Raw genomic sequence first — 16,577 nt, forward strand, 5'->3', positions numbered from 1 at the left:
GGCGTCGCCTGCGCTACAGGCCGCGGTGCGGCGCACGGCTATGGTGGCCACCCGGCCGGCGCATCCCGCGCAGGCCTTTGCCACCCGCCCCCACCGATGCACGCCGCACTGCGCCATGCCCTGAGCGCCGATCCCCAGGCCCGGCCCCAGCCCACCGTCACCGACTGGTGGCCTCATCGGCCCTGGGCCGGCGCGGTTGGCACCGATCCGCTGGCCATGGCCCTCCTTGGCGGCTTCGCGGCCGACCGCGTGGCCTGGGCCTTTGCCAGCGGCTACCAGGCCGCGCTGCGCGCACTGTGCCCTGATCTGCCGGGCGACGCGCTGGCCGCCTTCTGCGTCACCGAGGACACGGGCAACCGGCCGCGCGACATCCGCAGCACGCTCACCGCGCAAGCCGGCGGCGGCTGGCAGCTGGACGGCGCCAAGCGCTGGACCACGCTGGGCCCCAGCGGCACGCTGCTGCTGGTCGCTGCGGCGCTGCCGCCGCAAGCCGGCGACGAGCGGCCGCAGCTGCGCCTGCTGCGCGTGCCGGTGCCCACGCCGGGGCTGGCGATCACGCCGATGCCGGCCACCCGCTTCGTGCCCGAGGTGCCGCACGCCACGCTGCGCATGGACAGCGTCCACCTGCCGGCCGAGGCGCTGCTGCCGGGCGATGGCTATGCGCGCTACGTCAAGCCCTTCCGCACGCTGGAAGACCTGCATGTCACGCTGGCCGTGCTGGCCTACCTGCTGCGCGAGGCCCGGGCGCGCGCCTGGCCCGAGGCTTTCAGAGAGCAACTGGCGGCGGTGATGGCCTTGCTGGCCACGCTGGCTGGCGAGGACGTGCAGGCCCCGGCCACGCATGTGGCGCTGGCCGGTGCGTTGCATCTGGCCCATGCCAGTTACGTCCAGGCGCAGCCGCTGTGGGCCGCAGCCGGTGAGGGCGACGAGGCCGCGCAGCGCTGGCAGCGCGATGCCGCGCTGTTTGCGGTGGCGGGCGCAGCACGCCAGCAACGCGCCGCCACGGCGTGGCAGCGGTTGGCGGCGGGCTGAATCGCGCAGCCTTGGGGGATCAGGCCCGCGCTGGCGGCCCCCAGGGCGTGAACCAGACGGCCACCACCGTGGCCAGGCCGTACACCGTCATCGCGCCACCCACCAGCGCGAACAGCGCCGTGGTGCCGCTGCCAGCGTGCATCAGTGCCGTGCCCACGCCGAACACCACGGCCAGGCGCAGCGTGCCGGCCAGCACCGGCCCCAGCATGCGTCCGGCGCCCTGGGCCGCGAAGTACAGCGTGAGCCCCAGGCCGAAGAACGCAAAGGCCGGCCCGGCGGTGCGCAGGAACTCGCGCGCATGGGCCAGCACCGCGGCGTCCTGCGTGAACAGCGTGGCCCACAGGTCGGGCCACAGCGCCACGGTGGCGCCGATCAGGCCCAGGTTGACGGCCGAGGTGGCGCCGGCCGTCCAGGCCACGCGGCGGGCGCGGGCCACGTCGCGCGCGCCGATGGCCATGCCCACCATCGGCAGGGCGGCCACGCCGATGCCGAATGAGATCGGGATCAGCAGGAACTCCAGCCGCTGGCCGATGGCATAGCCGGCCAGTGGCAGCGCACCCAGCCGCGCCACGAAACCGGTGAGCAGCAGCACCGACAGCACGCTCTGGAACGGCGACACCATCGACAGCGCACCCACACGCAGGATGTCGGCGAACATCTCGCGCCGCCACACCATGCCGTGCCAGGTGAGCGTCAGCCGCGCCTGGCCGCTGCGCAGCGCCCACACGAAGAAGGCCACGCTCACCGCACCGGCCACGATGTTGGCCAGCGCCACGCCGGCCATGCCCATCGGCGCCAGGCCCAGCGCCGGCCAGCCGCCCAGCGTGAGCCAGCCGCCGAGCGCGATCTGCAGCACCGACGCGCCCAGGATGCCCACCGACGGGATGCGCATGTTGCCAGTGCCGCGCAGCACCGAGGCCAGCGTGTTGCTCAGCCAGATCAGCGGCGCGCCCAGGAACAGCACCGCCGCATAGTCCACCGCCGCGACCAGCACCGCATCGCGCCCGCCCAGCCAGCGGTAGAACGTGGGCCCGCCCAGCAGCAGCACGGCGGTGAACACCAGGCCCAGCACGCCGCCGATGGCCACCGCGTGCAGCGCCAGCGCCTGCGCGCGCGGTGCATCGCCGGCTCCCAGCGCACGGCTCACCGCCGACGACACACCACCACCCATGGCCCCGGCCGACAGCTGCTGCGCCAGCATCAGGAACGGGAACACCAGGGCCATCGCCGCCAGCGGCGTGGCGCCCAGCCGGCCCACGTACACCGTCTCGGCAATGCCCACCAGCACCTGCATGGCCATGGCCAGCACGCTGGGCGCGGCCAGGCGCAGCAGCGTGGGCAGGATGGCGCCCTGCAGCAGCGGATGGGCGGCCGTGGACGATGCGGCGGGCGAGACGGCGGTGGCGCTCACCGCGTCATTCCTTGAAGTAGCAGATCTGGTGGCTGGTGGCCAGCAGCGCACCGTCGGCGCCCCAGACCTCGGCCGACTGGTCGTGGAAACCGCGGCCGAAGTGCTGCGCCCGCGCCGTGCCCAGGACATGGGCCGTGCCCTGGGCCTGCAGCAGCGCGGTGTCGGCATGGAAGTGCGTGGTGATCGACACGGTGCCGAAGGGCACGCGCTTGGGCCGGCGGATCAGGATGCGCGGGAAGAAGGCGTCGCAGATCGAGGCCAGCGCCACGAAGTCCAGCGGGCGCGGCGGGTCGTCGCGCAGCCACAGCGTGCTCACCGAATCGGGCTCGCTGCCGTCGGCCGGCGCGCCGAACAGCGCACCGCGCACGAAGCGCAGGTCGTAGCGGTCGATCCAGCGCGCCACCTGGCTGTATTGGGCTCGGGGCAGCGTGTCGGGCGCCGGGGCGGCGGGCCGCGCCACCTCGGTGGCGGTCCAGGTCTCGCGGCGTTGCGCGAACACCGCGGTGGCGGTGGTCACGGTTTCGTCGCCCTGCTGCAGCGCCAGCCACCAGTGCTGGGTGCTGCGGTTGGTGCGCAGCGGCGTGGCCACGACGGTGAACGCGCCATCGGCCACCGGGCCGGCGTAGTTGACCGTCAGCGCGATCGGGTCGCCCAGGCGCTGCGGATGGTCCAGCGCCGCCTTCAGCAGCGTGGCCGCGGTGACGCCGCCGAACGGCCCCACCTGGTTGGCGTAGTCCGCATCGGTGTGGCCGTGCAGCGTGCCGTCGGGCTGCGGCACGAGGCGGGTGGCGCGGTCCAGCGGGTGCAGATCGGGCTGCAGGTCGGGCTGCAGGTCGGGCTGCAGGTCGGTGCCGGTCGTGTGCGGAGCGGTGGCGTTCATGGATTTCTGGATGATGATCGTCATTCAGGTGGATGATAAATACAATCCAGAAATCCCTGTTGTCGCGCAGGTGCCTGGGCTGCCGCAGGCGCCGCGCGACGCCACCGTTGCCGGAGTGCATCCCCATGGGCCATTCACAGGCCGACAAGGCCCAAAGCCGCGAGCGCATCCTCCGCGAGGCCGCCGCGCAGATCCGCGATGCCGGGCTGGAGTCGGTGAGCGTGGCGCGCCTGATGCGCAGCGCCGGCCTGACGCATGGCGGCTTCTACGGCCACTTCGCCTCGCGCGACGAACTGCTGGCCGAGGCGCTGCAGCGCGCGCTCGTGGAGGGCGCGGCGGCTTCGCGTGCTGCCACCGCTGCGGCCGCCACCTCCGCCGCTCCCACGAAGGCCGCTGCGCCGGCGCCGACCTTCGATGCATTTGCGCGCAGCTACCTCAGCCGCGGCCACCGCGACGCCCGTGCCTCAGGCTGCGCCGTGGCCGCGCTGGCCGCCGACGCGGCGCGCGCCGAGGCGCCGGTGCGCGCGGTGATGTCCGAGCATGTCGAACGCTTCATCGCCCGCGCGGCGGAACTGGCCGGAAGCAGCGACGAGGAAGCGATGTTCGCGGTGAGCGCGATGGTCGGGGGGCTGTTGCTGTCGCGCGTGCTGGTCGATGCCGATCGCTCGGATGCCATGCTCAAGGCGGTGCGTGCGGGGCTCGCCGAGAGGGCCGCATCGGCACCTCGCTGAAGCCGGCAAGCAACTGGCACCAGACTGGTACCGGGCCGGCGGCTCGGGGCGGCCTGAAAGGCTGGTGCGCGAGACGGGACTCGAACCCGTACGCCTTGCGGCTGCGGAGTTTAAGTCCGCTACGTCTACCGTTCCGTCACTCGCGCCGAGTGGGGCGGCGCCGATGATAGGCGCCAAACGTGGCCGGCCCGCGCTCAGCCGGGCAGGTCTGGCAGGGCCAGCGCCTCGGCCTGCGCATCGGGCTGCACCCAGCGCCGTGCGGCCTGTTGCAGCAGCGCCGGATCGCCGGTGGCCAGCAGGCGCAGCGCGCCGGGTGTGCCGTCCGCGCCAGGGGCTCGGGCGGCTACCGGCAGCAGGCTGGCCACGCGGCGCGACACCGCTTCGGCGGTGTCGATCAGTTGTACGCCGGCCGGCAGGCGCGCGGCCAGGCCGTCGGCCACCAGCGGGTAGTGGGTGCAGCCCAGCGCCACGGTGTCGGAGCCGGTGGCCTGCAACTCGGCGGCAAAGCGGTCGAGCAGGGCGGCCAGGCGGGGCGATTCGGGTGGTTCGGTCTCGATGGCATCGGCCAGGCCGGGGCAGGGCACGCGGTGCACCTGGGCGCCGCCGGCATGCTGCTCGATCAGGTTGGCCACGCGCGGGCTGGCCAGCGTGCCGGGCGTGGCCATCACCGCCACCTGGCCGCAGCGCGTGGCGGCCACGGCGGGCTTGATGCCGGGCTCCACGCCCACGAACGGGCGTTCGGGCCAGCGTGCACGCAGTGCGGCGATGGCCTGCGTGGTGGCGGTGTTGCAGGCCATCAGCACCAGATCGACCTGCTTCCGCTCGATCAGCCAGGCGGCCAGTTGCAGGCTGCGCGCCACCACCCAGTCGGCCGGGCGCTCGCCCCAGGGGTTGAAGCGCGAGTCGGCCAGGTAGGTGCAACGCGCCGCGGGCAGTTGGCGGCGCAGCGCGCGCAGCACCGACAGGCCGCCGATGCCGGTGTCGAACACGCCGATGTGTGGCGTGCCCAGCGCTGCATCGCCGTGCGCCGTGTTGCCGGAAGATGTGCCGTGGCCTGCCATGGGGCGCGCAGTCTAAATGCCCCTGGGCGTCGCCGGGGCGACGGCGCGCTTTGGCACAATGGCAAAAAATAGCACGACCGTTCGATTTCTTGCCATGGTGGCGCCCGAGGTGCCCCCTTAGAATCTTTCCAGGTTTACGTAAACGTCAATTCAACTCCCGAGGAGCCGCGTCTCATGAAGGTACTGGTGCCCGTGAAGCGTGTCGTCGACTACAACGTGAAGGTTCGCGTGAAGTCCGATGGCACGGGTGTCGACATCGCCAACGTCAAGATGAGCATGAACCCGTTCGACGAGATCGCCGTCGAAGAGGCCGTGCGTCTGAAGGAAAAGGGCGTGGCCACCGAGGTCATCGCCGTGTCCTGCGGTGTCACGCAGTGCCAGGAAACCCTGCGCACGGCCATGGCCATCGGGGCCGACCGCGCCATCCTGGTCGAGTGCGCCGATGAGCTGCAGCCGCTGGCCGTGGCCAAGCTGCTCAAGGCTCTGGTCGACAAGGAACAGCCCGGCCTGGTGATCCTGGGCAAGCAGGCGATTGACGACGACTGCAACCAGACCGGCCAGATGCTGGCCGCGCTGGCCAAGCTGCCGCAAGCCACGTTCGCCAGCAAGGTGGAAGTGGTGGACGGCAAGGCCAAGGTCACGCGCGAGATCGACGGTGGTCTGGAGACCCTGTCGCTGAGCCTGCCGGCCGTGGTGACCACCGACCTGCGCCTGAACGAGCCGCGCTACGTCACGCTGCCCAACATCATGAAGGCCAAGAAGAAGCCGCTCGACGTGGTCAAGCCCGCCGATCTGGGCGTGGATGTGGCGCCGCGCCTGAAGACGCTGAAGGTGGCCGAGCCCGCGGGCCGCAAGGCCGGCATCAAGGTGGCCGACGTGGCCACGCTGGTTGACAAGCTGAAGAACGAAGCGAAGGTGATCTGAACATGGCCGTCCTCGTCATTGCCGAACACGACAACGCCAGCCTCAAGGGCGCCACGCTGAACACCGTGACGGCCGCCGCCGCCTGCGGTGGCGATGTGCACGTGCTGGTGGCCGGCCACAACGCCGGCGCCGCTGCCGCGGCCGCCGCGCAGATCGCCGGTGTGGCCAAGGTGCTGCACGCCGACGGCGACAGCCTGGCCCATGGCCTGGCCGAGAACGTGGCCGCCCAGGTGCTGGCCATCGCGTCGGGCTACAGCCACATCCTGTTCGCCGCCACCGCCGGTGGCAAGAACGCCGCGCCCCGCGTGGCTGCGTTGCTGGACGTGGCGCAGATCAGCGAGATCAGCAAGGTGGTGTCTTCGGACACCTTCGAGCGCCCAATCTACGCCGGCAACGCCATCGCCACGGTGCAGAGCGCTGACGCCACCAAGGTGATCACCGTGCGCGCCACCGGCTTCGACGCCGCGGCCGCCAGCGGTGGCAGCGCCGCCGTGGAGACCATCGCCGCCGTGGCCGACAGCGGCAGCAGCGCCTGGCAGGGCAGCGAAATCGCCAAGAACGACCGCCCCGAGCTGACCGCCGCCAAGATCATCGTGTCGGGTGGCCGTGCGATGGGCTCGAGCGAGAAGTTCAACGAGGTGCTCACGCCGCTGGCCGACAAGCTGGGCGCCGCGCTCGGCGCCAGCCGCGCTGCGGTGGATGCCGGCTATGCCCCCAACGACTGGCAGGTGGGCCAGACCGGCAAGATCGTGGCGCCGCAGCTGTACGTGGCCTGCGGCATCTCGGGTGCCATCCAGCACCTGGCCGGCATGAAGGACTCCAAGGTGATCGTCGCGATCAACAAGGACCCCGAGGCACCGATCTTCAGCGTGGCCGACTACAGCCTGGAGGCCGACCTGTTCGCGGCCGTGCCCGAGCTGATCAACGCGCTGTAAACCGCGCCTGCCGTGCCCGGCGCCAGCGCCGGGCAGGCTTCATTCCCTGAGGGCGCCCACCATGGCGCCTTTTTTTCGACCCGGAGACCTGCTGTGACCTACCGTGCCCCCGTCAAGGACATGCTCTTCGCGATGAAGGCCCTGGCCAACATCGATGCCGTGGCCCAGTTGCCTGGCTTCGAGGAAGCCGGCCACGACACCGCCGCCGCGGTGCTGGAAGAGTGCGCCAAGCTCAACGAGGGCGTGGTCGCGCCGCTGAACTGGGAGGGCGACAAGTACCCCTCGTCCTTCCATGACGGCAAGGTCAGCACCACGCCGGGTTTCAAGGACGCCTTCCGCCAGTACGCCGAGGGTGGCTGGCAAGGGCTGCAGCACCCGGCCGAACTGGGCGGCCAGGCCCTGCCCAAGCTGATCCACGCGGCCTGCACCGAGATGGTCAACGCCGCCAACGTCAGCTTCGCGCTGTGCCCGCTGCTGACCGACGGCGCCATCGAGGCGCTGCTCACGGCCGCCAGCGATGAGCAGAAGGCCACCTACATCCCGCCGATGATCGAGGGCCGCTGGACCGGCACGATGAACCTCACCGAGCCGCAGGCTGGCTCCGATCTGAGCCAGGTGCGCACCCGTGCCGAGCCGCAGCCCGATGGCAGCTACAAGATCTTCGGCACCAAGATCTTCATCACCTACGGTGAGCACGACATGGCCGAGAACATCGTCCATCTGGTGCTGGCCCGTGTGGCCGGTGCGCCGGAGGGCGTGAAGGGCATCTCGCTGTTCGTGTGCCCGAAGTTCATGGTCAATGCCGATGGCAGCCTGGGCGCGCGCAACGATGTGCACTGCGTCAGCATCGAGCACAAGCTGGGCATCAAGGCCAGCCCGACCGCCGTGCTGCAGTACGGCGACCATGGCGGCGCCATCGGGTATCTCGTGGGCCAGGAGAACCGCGGCCTGGAGTACATGTTCGTGATGATGAACGCCGCGCGCTTCGGCGTGGGCGTGCAGGGCATCGCGGTGGCCGACCGGGCCTATCAAAAGGCCGTGCAGTACGCACGCGACCGCGTGCAGAGCCGTCCGGTGGATGGCTCGATGACCAGCGCCGCGCCCATCATCCACCACCCCGATGTGCGCCGCATGCTGATGACCATGCGCGCCCAGGTGGAAGGCTGCCGCGCCATGGCACTGGTGGGTGCCGCCGCGTACGACGCGGCCCATGCCCACCCCGATGCCGAGACCCGCGCGCAGAACCAGGCCTTCTACGAGTTCCTGGTGCCGTTGATCAAGGGCTACAGCACCGAGATGAGTCTGGAGGTGGCCAGCCTGGGCGTGCAGGTGCACGGCGGCATGGGCTTCATCGAGGAGACCGGCGCGGCGCAGTACCTGCGCGACGCCAAGATCCTGGCCATCTACGAGGGCACCACGGCCATCCAGGCCAATGACCTGGTGGGCCGAAAGACCAGCCGCGACGGTGGCGCCGGCGCCCGCGCCATCGCCGCGCAGATCGAGGCCACCGAGGGCGAACTCGCCGCCCGCGGCAGCGCCGCGAGCAAGACCTTCGCGCAGCGCCTGGGCACGGCCCGTCGCGCCTGGCTGGATGCCATCGACTTCATCGCCGCACAGGGCAAGGGCAACCCCAACGCCGCCTACGCGGGCAGCGTGCCCTACCTGATGCTCAGCGGCATGGTGGTGGCCGGCTGGCAGATGGGCCGCGCGCTGATGGCCGCCGAGGACGCGCTGGCCGCCGGTGACGAGGCCGAGTTCATGCAGGCCAAGATCGCCACCGCGCGCTTCCACGGCGACCATGTGCTCAGCCGCTGCACCAGCCTGCGCGACGCCATCGTCGATGGCGCCGACAGCGTCACCGCGCTGGCGCTCGACGCGTTCTGACCGCCTTGCCGGCACCGTGGCAGCCAGCCGGCGCAAGACCGGCGGCTGGCGCTGCGGTGCAATCTCCGCCCAGCGGTGCCGACCGCTGCGGCTTGTCCCCCGCGTGATAGTGAACCGGCCGGTGCGCTGCGCACACTGCGCCGTCGATTCGAAGCCTTTCCACCAGGAGTGATCCGTGCCCCTGCCTCCCGTGCTTGCCAAGCTGCCGCTGCCCATCATCGGCTCGCCGCTGTTCATCATCAGCAACCCCAAGCTCGTGATCGAGCAGTGCAAGGCCGGCGTGGTCGGCTCGATGCCGGCGCTGAACGCCCGCCCGGCCGCCCAGCTCGACGAGTGGCTGGCCGAGATCACCGAGACGCTGGCGGCCTACAACAAGGCCAACCCGGACAAGCCGGCCGCGCCCTTCGCCATCAACCAGATCGTGCACAAGAGCAATGACCGGCTCGAGCACGACATGGAAATGTGCGCCAAGTACAAGGTGCCCATCATCATCACCAGCCTGGGTGCGCGCACCGACGTCAACGAGGCCGTGCACGCCTGGGGCGGCGTGGTGCTGCACGACATCATCAACAACTTCTTTGCCAAGAAGGCGATCGAGAAGGGCGCCGACGGCCTGATCGCCGTGGCCGCCGGCGCCGGTGGCCATGCCGGCACCAAGAGCCCGTTCGCACTGATCCAGGAGATCCGCCAGTGGTTCGACGGCCCGCTGGCCCTCAGCGGCTCGATCGCCAGTGGCGACGCCGTGCTGGCGGCCCAGGCCATGGGCGCCGACTTCGCCTACATCGGCTCGGCCTTCATCGCCACCGAAGAGGCCCGCGCCCAAGAGGCCTACAAGCAGGCGATCGTCGACTGCAACTCGGACGACATCGTCTACAGCAACCTGTTCACCGGCGTGCACGGCAACTACCTGAAGCCCAGCATCAAGGCGGCCGGCCTGGACCCCGACAACCTGCCCGAGAGCGACCCCAGCAAGATGAACTTCGGCGGCGACGCCAAGAAGGCCTGGAAGGACATCTGGGGCTGCGGCCAGGGCATCGGCGCCATCGACAAGGTGGTGCCCACCGCCGAACTGGTGGCGCGCCTGAAGCGCGAGTACGCCGCCGCCCGTCAGCGCCTGGGCCTGACGCCGATGGAATCCGGGGTCGCGGCCGCTTGATCCAAGGGCGGGGCCGATCACAATCGGCGCATGAGCACCCGCCAAGTCATCTCGAACGTCCGGCCCTTCGACAGCGTGCGCGGCACGCTGGGGCCGCTGTCCACCCTGGTCATCGACGGTGACCGCATCGCCGCCGTGCTGCCGCATGCGCCCTCGGGGCCGCCGGCGGTCGACGATGCGGCCCAGCGCATCGACGGTGGCGGCCGCGTGGCCCTGCCGGGGCTGATCGACGCGCATGTGCACGTCACGGCCGCCCACCACGACCTCACGCTGCTGGGCCTGCAGCCGCCCTCGCTGGTGGCGGCCGAGTCAGGCGCCATCATGCGCGGCATGCTGCACCGCGGCTTCACCACAGTGCGCGACGCGGCCGGTGCCGATGCCGGCCTGCAGACGGCGCAGGCCAAGGGCCTGTTCGAAGGCCCGCGCCTGCTGATCGCCGGCTTTCCGATCTGCCAGACCGGTGGCCATGCCGACATGCGCCCGCGTGCCGTGCGCCAGCGCGACTGGTTCTGCACCTGCGCCGGCCTGGGGCTGCTGGGCGCCATTGCCGATGGCGTGGGCGAGGTGCGCCGCGCCGTGCGCGAGCAGGTGCGCACCGGCGCCAACCAGATCAAGATCATGGCCGGCGGCGGCATCTCGAGCCCGGCCGATCCGTTGGAAGGCACGCAGTTCTCGCTGGACGAACTGCGCGCCGCCTGCGAGGAGGCCGAGGCCGCCAACCTGTATGCGATGGCCCATGCCTACTCGCCGCGCGCCATCACCCGCGCCGTGGACAGCGGCGTGCGCTCCATCGAGCACGGCAACCTGCTGGACGAGGCCAGCGCCCGCGTGATGAAGCAGCGCGGCGCCTACCTGGTGCCCACGCTGGCCACCTATGCCGCGCTGGCCGATGAAGGCGTGCGCCTGGGCTGGACGGGCGAGATGCTGGACAAGCTGGCGCGCGTGAAGGGCCGCGGCCTGGAGGCCGTGCGCATCGCCATGGCCGAGGGCGTGCCGGTGGTCTTCGGCACCGACCTGCTGGGCCACATGCAGGTGCGCCAGAGCGAGGAGTTCACGATCCGCAGCGCGGTGCAGACACCGGTGCAGATCCTGCAAAGTGCCACCATCGAGGCCGCGCGCCTGATGCGCCTGGAAGGCCAGATCGGCGAACTGGTGCCGGGTGCCTGGGCCGATGTGCTGCTGGTCGACGGCGACCCGACCCAGGAGGTGGCCATGCTGGCTGCGCCCGACACCGGCATCCGCCTGCTGATGCAGGCGGGCCGGGTGGTGCGCGACGGCCTTACTTCATCGACGTGAAGCGCGCCTGCGGGCGGTCGTCGGAACGGTGGATGGTGTCCACGTTCTTGACCATCGCCCACGGACGGATCTGGTGGTGCAGAGGCAGCACCAGGTGCTCGTCGCGGGTGCGCACCAGGGCGTCCTTGATCAGCGCGTTGCGCTTGGCCACGTCGGTCTCCACCTTCATGCCGTCGACCAGCTTGTCGAGTGCCGGGTCACTGACGCGGCCGAAGTTGAAGTTGCCGTCGGCGCCCGAGGTGCGGGTGCGCACCAGCGACTGCAGCGAATACTGCGCGTCGTACGTGGCCACGCCCCAGCCCAGCATGTAGGCCGAGGTGTCGAAGTTCTGCACCTTCTGGATGAAGGTGCTCATCGACTCGGCGGCCACCTTGGTGTTGACGCCGATCTTGGCCCACATCGAGGCCAGCGCCAGGCAGATCTTCTCGTCGTTGACGTAGCGGTTGTTCGGGCAGTTCAGCTGGAACTCGAAGCCGTTGGGGTAGCCGGCTTCGGTCAGCAACTGCTTGGCCTTGGCCAGGTCGACCTTCAGCGGCTTGTCGATCTCGGGCGTGTTGCCATTGACGCCCGGCGCCACCAGGATGCCGGCGGGCAGCGACATGCCGCGCATCACGTTGCGCTTGATGGCCTCGCGGTCGATGGCGATGTCCAGCGCCTCGCGCACCTTGCGGTCCTTGAACGGGTTCTTGCCCTTCACGCTGCTGTACTTCAACTCGGCGTTGTGCTGGTCGAGTGCGATGAAGATGGTGCGCACCTCGGGGCCGTCGATGACCTTCAGCTTGGCATCGGCGCGCAGGCGCGGCACGTCCTGCGGCGGCACGTCGGTCACCATGTCCAGGTCGCCCGAGAGCAGGGCCGCCACGCGGGTGCTGTCGGCCTTGATCGGGGTGTAGATCACCTGGTCGACGTTGCTGGTGTGCTTGTCCCACCAGCCGTCGTGGCGGGCCATGGCCACGCGCTGTTCGGGCTGCCAGCTCAGGATGCGGAACGGGCCCGTGCCGTTGACGTTGCGCGAGGCGTAGTTCTCCTCCTTGGCCTTGTAGTCCTGCGTGTTGGTGGTGCGGTTCTTCTCCGCCCACGACTTGCTCATGATGAAGAAGTCGACGATGTTGCGCAGCAGGATCGGGTTGGGGCCCGACAGGATGAAGTCGACGGTGTGGTCGTCGACCTTCTTCACCTCGCTGATGCCGGTGACGTAGATCGACATCGTGCCCTGCGGCTGCTTGATGCGGCCGAAGCTGAACACCACGTCATCGGCCACCAGGGGCGAGCCGTCGTGGAATTTCACGCCCTTGCGCAGTTCGAAGCGCACCTGGGTGGGCGTGATGTAGGTCCACTTGGTGGCCAGTGCCGGCTCCACCTCGTACTTGGCGTTGTAGCGCACCAGGCCCTCGTACGCGTGCATCAGGATCGCGTTGGTCGTGGCGTGGTTCTGGCTGTGGGGATCCAGCGTCAGGATGTCGTTCTGCGCGCCCCAGCGCAGCGGCGCGGCCTGGGCGGGCAGGGTGGCGAGGCTGGCGGCCACGGTCAGGGCCGCCAGGGCCCAGCGGGATGCATTCTTCAGCGTCATGGAGGCAACTCCGGGGAGAAACAAAACCCGGATGCTAGTGCCCCTTGTGGCCTTGGCAGCCGGGATTCACCCGCACGCTGTCGGGCCATCGGTTGGCGAGGCCGCCGGACGCTGTACCTCCGCCTCGCAATCGCAGCCGATGCCGGCGGCGATCCAGCGCCGCGCCAGGCGCTTCAGCAGGGCTTCGGCGGCGCGCGGCAGGCCGGGCCAGCGCCGTCGCGCACCCCACACCAGCGCGCAGCGGTACTGGCGCGCCTCGTCGTGCCACAGCAGCGCGGTGCAGGCGCCGTGGCGGCGGCGGCTCACCAGCACGCCCAGCGGGCAGGGCTGCCAGGCGCAGCACACGCCGCAGCCATTGCAGGCCGCGCCCACGGCCGGCTTGGGCGGCGCGTCGGCGTGCAGCAGGATCACCGGGTGCTCACCGCGGCGGGGCGTCATGGGCGCGCAGTGTGGCCCGGCCCGGCCGCGCCGGGCGCCGCGAAACGCGGGGCATGCACCGGCCTTTTGTCAGGCTGTAAACAGGTTGGCTGTTGTGTAATGTCGCCGCGGTCAGGGATTCCAACAGTGTTACAGTGCCGCCGCATGAAGTAATTCGGTCCTTTCGTGCCCCTTGCTGATCGAGAAATCGATCGAGACAACAGCAAGGCGGGTCGCAATCCGCCAACCGGTCGAGCCGGGCCGCGGAAGGTTGTCCAACCCATCGGAGCCCTGGAAACCGGGGCGAAAGGTGAGCGAGCGATGATGCAGCAATACAGGTCCAACTCGTACCTGTTCGGGGGCAATGCCCCGTATGTCGAGGAGCTTTATGAGGCCTACCTCGACAACCCCGGCAGCGTGCCTGACAACTGGCGTGCCTATTTCGACAACCTGCAGCACGTGCCGGCCGTCGACGGCACCGACAGCCGCGATGTCGCCCACGCCCCCGTCGTCGAAAGCTTCGCCCAGCGCGCCAAAGCCAATGCCTTCGCCCTGAAGGCCAGCTCGGCCGACCTGGAAGTCGCGCGCAAGCAGGTGCATGTCCAGTCGCTGGTGGCGGCCTACCGCAACATCGGCGCCCGCTGGGCCGACCTGGATCCGCTCAAGCGCACCGAGCGTCCCCGCATCCCCGAGCTGGAGCCGGCGTTCTACGACCTGACCGAGTCCGACATGGACATCACGTTCAGTGCCGCGAACACCTATTTCGGCAAGGAGAACATGACGCTGCGCGACCTGCTGCAGGCCTTGCGCGAGACCTACTGCGGCACCGTCGGCGCCGAGTTCATGCACATCACCGACCAGACGCAGAAGCGCTGGTGGCAGCAGAAGCTCGAGGCGATCCGCTCCAAGCCCAGCTTCAACGCCGAGCAGAAGAAGCACATCCTCGACCGCCTGACCGCGGCCGAAGGCCTGGAGCGCTATCTGCACACCAAGTACGTCGGCCAGAAGCGCTTCTCGCTGGAAGGCGGCGAGTCGTTCATCGCCGCGATGGACGAACTGATCCAGCAGGCCGGCAACAAGGGCGTGCAGGAGATCGTCATCGGCATGGCCCACCGTGGCCGCCTGAACGTGCTGGTCAACACCCTGGGCAAGATGCCCAAGGACCTGTTCGCCGAGTTCGACCACACCGCGCCGGAAGACCTGCCCGCGGGTGACGTGAAGTACCACCAGGGCTTCAGCTCCGACATCTCCACCGCCGGTGGCCCGGTGCACCTGAGCCTGGCCTTCAACCCCTCGCACCTGGAAATCGTGAACCCGGTGGTCGAGGGCTCGGTGCGCGCGCGCATGGACCGCCGCGGTGACAAGCTGGGCGCCCAGGTGCTGCCGGTGCTGGTGCACGGCGACTCGGCCTTCGGTGGCCAGGGCGTGAACCAGGAAACGCTGATGCTGTCCGAGACCCGTGGCTACTCCACGGGCGGCACGGTGCACCTGATCATCAACAACCAGATCGGCTTCACCACCAGCGACCCGCGCGACCTGCGCTCGACGCTGTACTGCACCGACATCGTCAAGATGGTCGAGTCGCCGGTGCTGCACGTCAACGGCGACGATCCCGAGGCCGTGGTGTTGGCCACCCAGCTGGCGCTGGACTTCCGCATGGCGTTCCGCAAGGACGTCGTGGTCGACATCATCTGCTTCCGCAAGCTGGGCCACAACGAGCAGGACACCCCCGCGCTGACCCAGCCGCTGATGTACAAGAAGATCAGCGCCCACCCCGGCACCCGCAAGCTCTACGCCGACAAGCTGTCGGCGCAAGGCCTGGGTGAGTCGCTGGGCGACGAGATGGTCAAGGCCTACCGCGCCGCGATGGACGAGGGCCGCCACACGGTCGACCCGGTCATCAGCAACTTCAAGAGCAAGTACGCGGTCGACTGGACGCCGTTCATCGGCAAGAAGTGGACCGACGCGGCCGACACCGCGCTGCCGCTGACCGAGTGGAAGCGCCTGTCCGAGCGCCTGACCACCATCCCCGCCAGCGTGAACATGCACCCGCTGGTCAAGAAGGTGTACGACGACCGCGCCGCCATGGGCCGCGGCGACATGAACGTCGACTGGGGCATGGGCGAGCACATGGCCTTCGCCTCGCTGGTGGCCAGCGGCTATGCCGTGCGCCTGTCGGGCGAGGACTGCGGCCGCGGCACCTTCACCCACCGCCACGCCGTCATCCATGACCAGAAGCGCGAGAAGTGGGACGAGGGCACCTACGTGCCGCTGGAGCACGTGGCCGACAACCAGGCGCCGTTCGTCGTCATCGACTCGATCCTGTCGGAAGAGGCGGTGCTGGGCTTCGAGTACGGCTACGCCGGTTCCGAGCCGAATGCGCTGGTGGTCTGGGAAGCCCAGTTCGGCGACTTCGCCAACGGCGCGCAGGTGGTGATCGACCAGTTCATCGCCTCGGGCGAGGTGAAGTGGGGCCGTGCCAACGGCCTGGTGCTGATGCTGCCGCACGGCTACGAAGGCCAGGGCCCAGAGCACAGCTCGGCCCGCCTGGAGCGCTTCATGCAGCTGGCCGCCGACAACAACATGCAGATCGTGCAGCCCACCACGGCCAGCCAGATCTTCCATCTGTTGCGCCGCCAGATCGTGCGCCAGTTCCGCAAGCCGCTGGTCATCATGACCCCCAAGAGCCTGCTGCGGAACAAGGAAGCCACCAGCCCGCTGGCCGACTTCACCCGCGGCGGCTTCCAGACGGTCATCCCGGAGCAGAACGAGTCCATCGTCGCCGACAAGGTCAAGCGCGTCATCGCCTGCTCGGGCAAGGTGTACTACGACCTGGTCAAGAAGCGCGAGGACAAGAAGGCCTCCGATGTGGCGATCATCCGTGTGGAACAGCTCTACCCGTTCCCGCACAAGGCCTTCTCGGCCGAGATGAAGAAGTACCCCAACGCCACCGAGGTGGTGTGGTGCCAGGACGAGCCGCAGAACCAGGGCGCCTGGTTCTTCGTGCAGCACTACATCCACGAGAACCTGCTCGACGGCCAGAAGCTCGGCTACGCCGGCCGCCCGGCCTCGGCCAGCCCGGCGGTGGGCTATGCCCACCTGCACCAGGAGCAGCAGAAGGCGCTGCTGGACCAGGCCTTCGCCAAGCTCAAGGGCTTCATCCTGACCAAGTGATCCGCTGGTGCGGCGGTCCGCGGGCGCTGCGCGCCGCGGCTGCCGGCACCCGTGCCGCCGGCCGCTGAACGCTCTCAGGCCGGCGGCGCCTTGCGCGGCGACAGCA

13 protein-coding genes and 1 tRNA gene are annotated in these 16,577 nt (G+C 69.8%); 8 read left to right on the forward strand and 6 right to left on the reverse strand.

The genetic code is table 11. The features are described 5' to 3' along the window. The first annotated feature begins 96 nt into the window (after window positions 1-96). Window positions 97-1,032: an acyl-CoA dehydrogenase family protein gene (locus tag AACH10_RS09740; RefSeq protein WP_341410194.1), complete on the forward strand. Its 936-nt coding sequence runs from the start codon at window positions 97-99 to the stop codon at window positions 1,030-1,032. Between the two features lie 19 nt (window positions 1,033-1,051). On the opposite strand, the gene AACH10_RS09745 is transcribed toward AACH10_RS09740, so the two are convergent. Beyond that, window positions 1,052-2,443, reverse strand: coding sequence for an MATE family efflux transporter (locus tag AACH10_RS09745; RefSeq protein ID WP_341410195.1), 1,392 nt, complete (start codon window positions 2,441-2,443; stop codon window positions 1,052-1,054). A 4-nt stretch (window positions 2,444-2,447) separates the two neighbouring features. Then, window positions 2,448-3,323: an acyl-CoA thioesterase gene (locus AACH10_RS09750; protein WP_341410196.1), complete on the reverse strand. Its 876-nt coding sequence runs from the start codon at window positions 3,321-3,323 to the stop codon at window positions 2,448-2,450. A gap of 125 nt (window positions 3,324-3,448) precedes the next feature. On the opposite strand from AACH10_RS09750, the gene AACH10_RS09755 reads away from it, so the two are divergent. Then, entirely contained in the window at window positions 3,449-4,054 is a 606-nt protein-coding gene (locus tag AACH10_RS09755; RefSeq protein ID WP_341410197.1) for a TetR/AcrR family transcriptional regulator, read from the forward strand. Between the two features lie 62 nt (window positions 4,055-4,116). On the opposite strand, the gene AACH10_RS09760 is transcribed toward AACH10_RS09755, so the two are convergent. Beyond that, window positions 4,117-4,200, reverse strand: a tRNA-Leu gene (locus AACH10_RS09760). Window positions 4,201-4,248: 48 nt separating this feature from the next. Beyond that, the gene (gene murI / locus AACH10_RS09765; RefSeq protein WP_341410198.1) at window positions 4,249-5,115 is read right to left on the reverse strand and encodes a glutamate racemase; all 867 of its coding nucleotides are present in this window, start codon (window positions 5,113-5,115) and stop codon (window positions 4,249-4,251) included. 174 nt (window positions 5,116-5,289) lie between these two features. Here murI and AACH10_RS09770 point away from each other — a divergent pair, with 174 nt between their 5' ends. The 5 genes from AACH10_RS09770 to AACH10_RS09790 all read left to right on the forward strand — a co-directional run bounded on the left by AACH10_RS09770 (window position 5,290) and on the right by AACH10_RS09790 (window position 11,310). Continuing rightward, window positions 5,290-6,039, forward strand: coding sequence for an electron transfer flavoprotein subunit beta/FixA family protein (locus tag AACH10_RS09770; RefSeq protein ID WP_341410199.1), 750 nt, complete (start codon window positions 5,290-5,292; stop codon window positions 6,037-6,039). Between the two features lie 2 nt (window positions 6,040-6,041). Continuing rightward, on the forward strand, window positions 6,042-6,974 hold the full coding sequence (locus tag AACH10_RS09775) for an electron transfer flavoprotein subunit alpha/FixB family protein (RefSeq protein ID WP_341410200.1): 933 nt from the start codon (window positions 6,042-6,044) through the stop codon (window positions 6,972-6,974). 93 nt (window positions 6,975-7,067) lie between these two features. Continuing rightward, window positions 7,068-8,858 (forward strand): acyl-CoA dehydrogenase, encoded by a 1,791-nt coding sequence (locus AACH10_RS09780; protein ID WP_341410201.1) that lies wholly within the window; start codon window positions 7,068-7,070, stop codon window positions 8,856-8,858. A gap of 175 nt (window positions 8,859-9,033) precedes the next feature. Next, window positions 9,034-10,014 (forward strand): NAD(P)H-dependent flavin oxidoreductase, encoded by a 981-nt coding sequence (locus tag AACH10_RS09785; RefSeq protein WP_341410202.1) that lies wholly within the window; start codon window positions 9,034-9,036, stop codon window positions 10,012-10,014. Between the two features lie 30 nt (window positions 10,015-10,044). After that, entirely contained in the window at window positions 10,045-11,310 is a 1,266-nt protein-coding gene (locus AACH10_RS09790) for a metal-dependent hydrolase family protein (protein ID WP_341410203.1), read from the forward strand. Here the strand turns inward: AACH10_RS09790 and AACH10_RS09795 are convergent. Together AACH10_RS09795 and AACH10_RS09800 are read right to left on the reverse strand one after the other, a co-directional pair. Further along, window positions 11,294-12,880, reverse strand: a complete 1,587-nt coding sequence (locus AACH10_RS09795) for an ABC transporter substrate-binding protein (protein WP_341410204.1) — start codon at window positions 12,878-12,880, stop codon at window positions 11,294-11,296. The two genes, AACH10_RS09790 and AACH10_RS09795, sit on opposite strands and share 17 nt — an antisense overlap. Window positions 12,881-12,946: 66 nt before the next feature. Continuing rightward, complete coding sequence (locus AACH10_RS09800) at window positions 12,947-13,318, reverse strand: hypothetical protein (RefSeq protein ID WP_341410205.1); 372 nt, start codon at window positions 13,316-13,318, stop codon at window positions 12,947-12,949. Window positions 13,319-13,618: 300 nt separating this feature from the next. Between AACH10_RS09800 and AACH10_RS09805 the strand changes: the two genes are divergently transcribed. Then, window positions 13,619-16,471, forward strand: a complete 2,853-nt coding sequence (locus AACH10_RS09805; protein WP_341410206.1) for a 2-oxoglutarate dehydrogenase E1 component — start codon at window positions 13,619-13,621, stop codon at window positions 16,469-16,471. Window positions 16,472-16,577: the final 106 nt, after the last annotated feature.

It is taken from the genome of Pseudaquabacterium inlustre (assembly GCF_038066595.1).
In the GTDB taxonomy this organism is placed as follows: Bacteria; Pseudomonadota; Gammaproteobacteria; order Burkholderiales; family Burkholderiaceae_C; genus Pseudaquabacterium; species Pseudaquabacterium inlustre.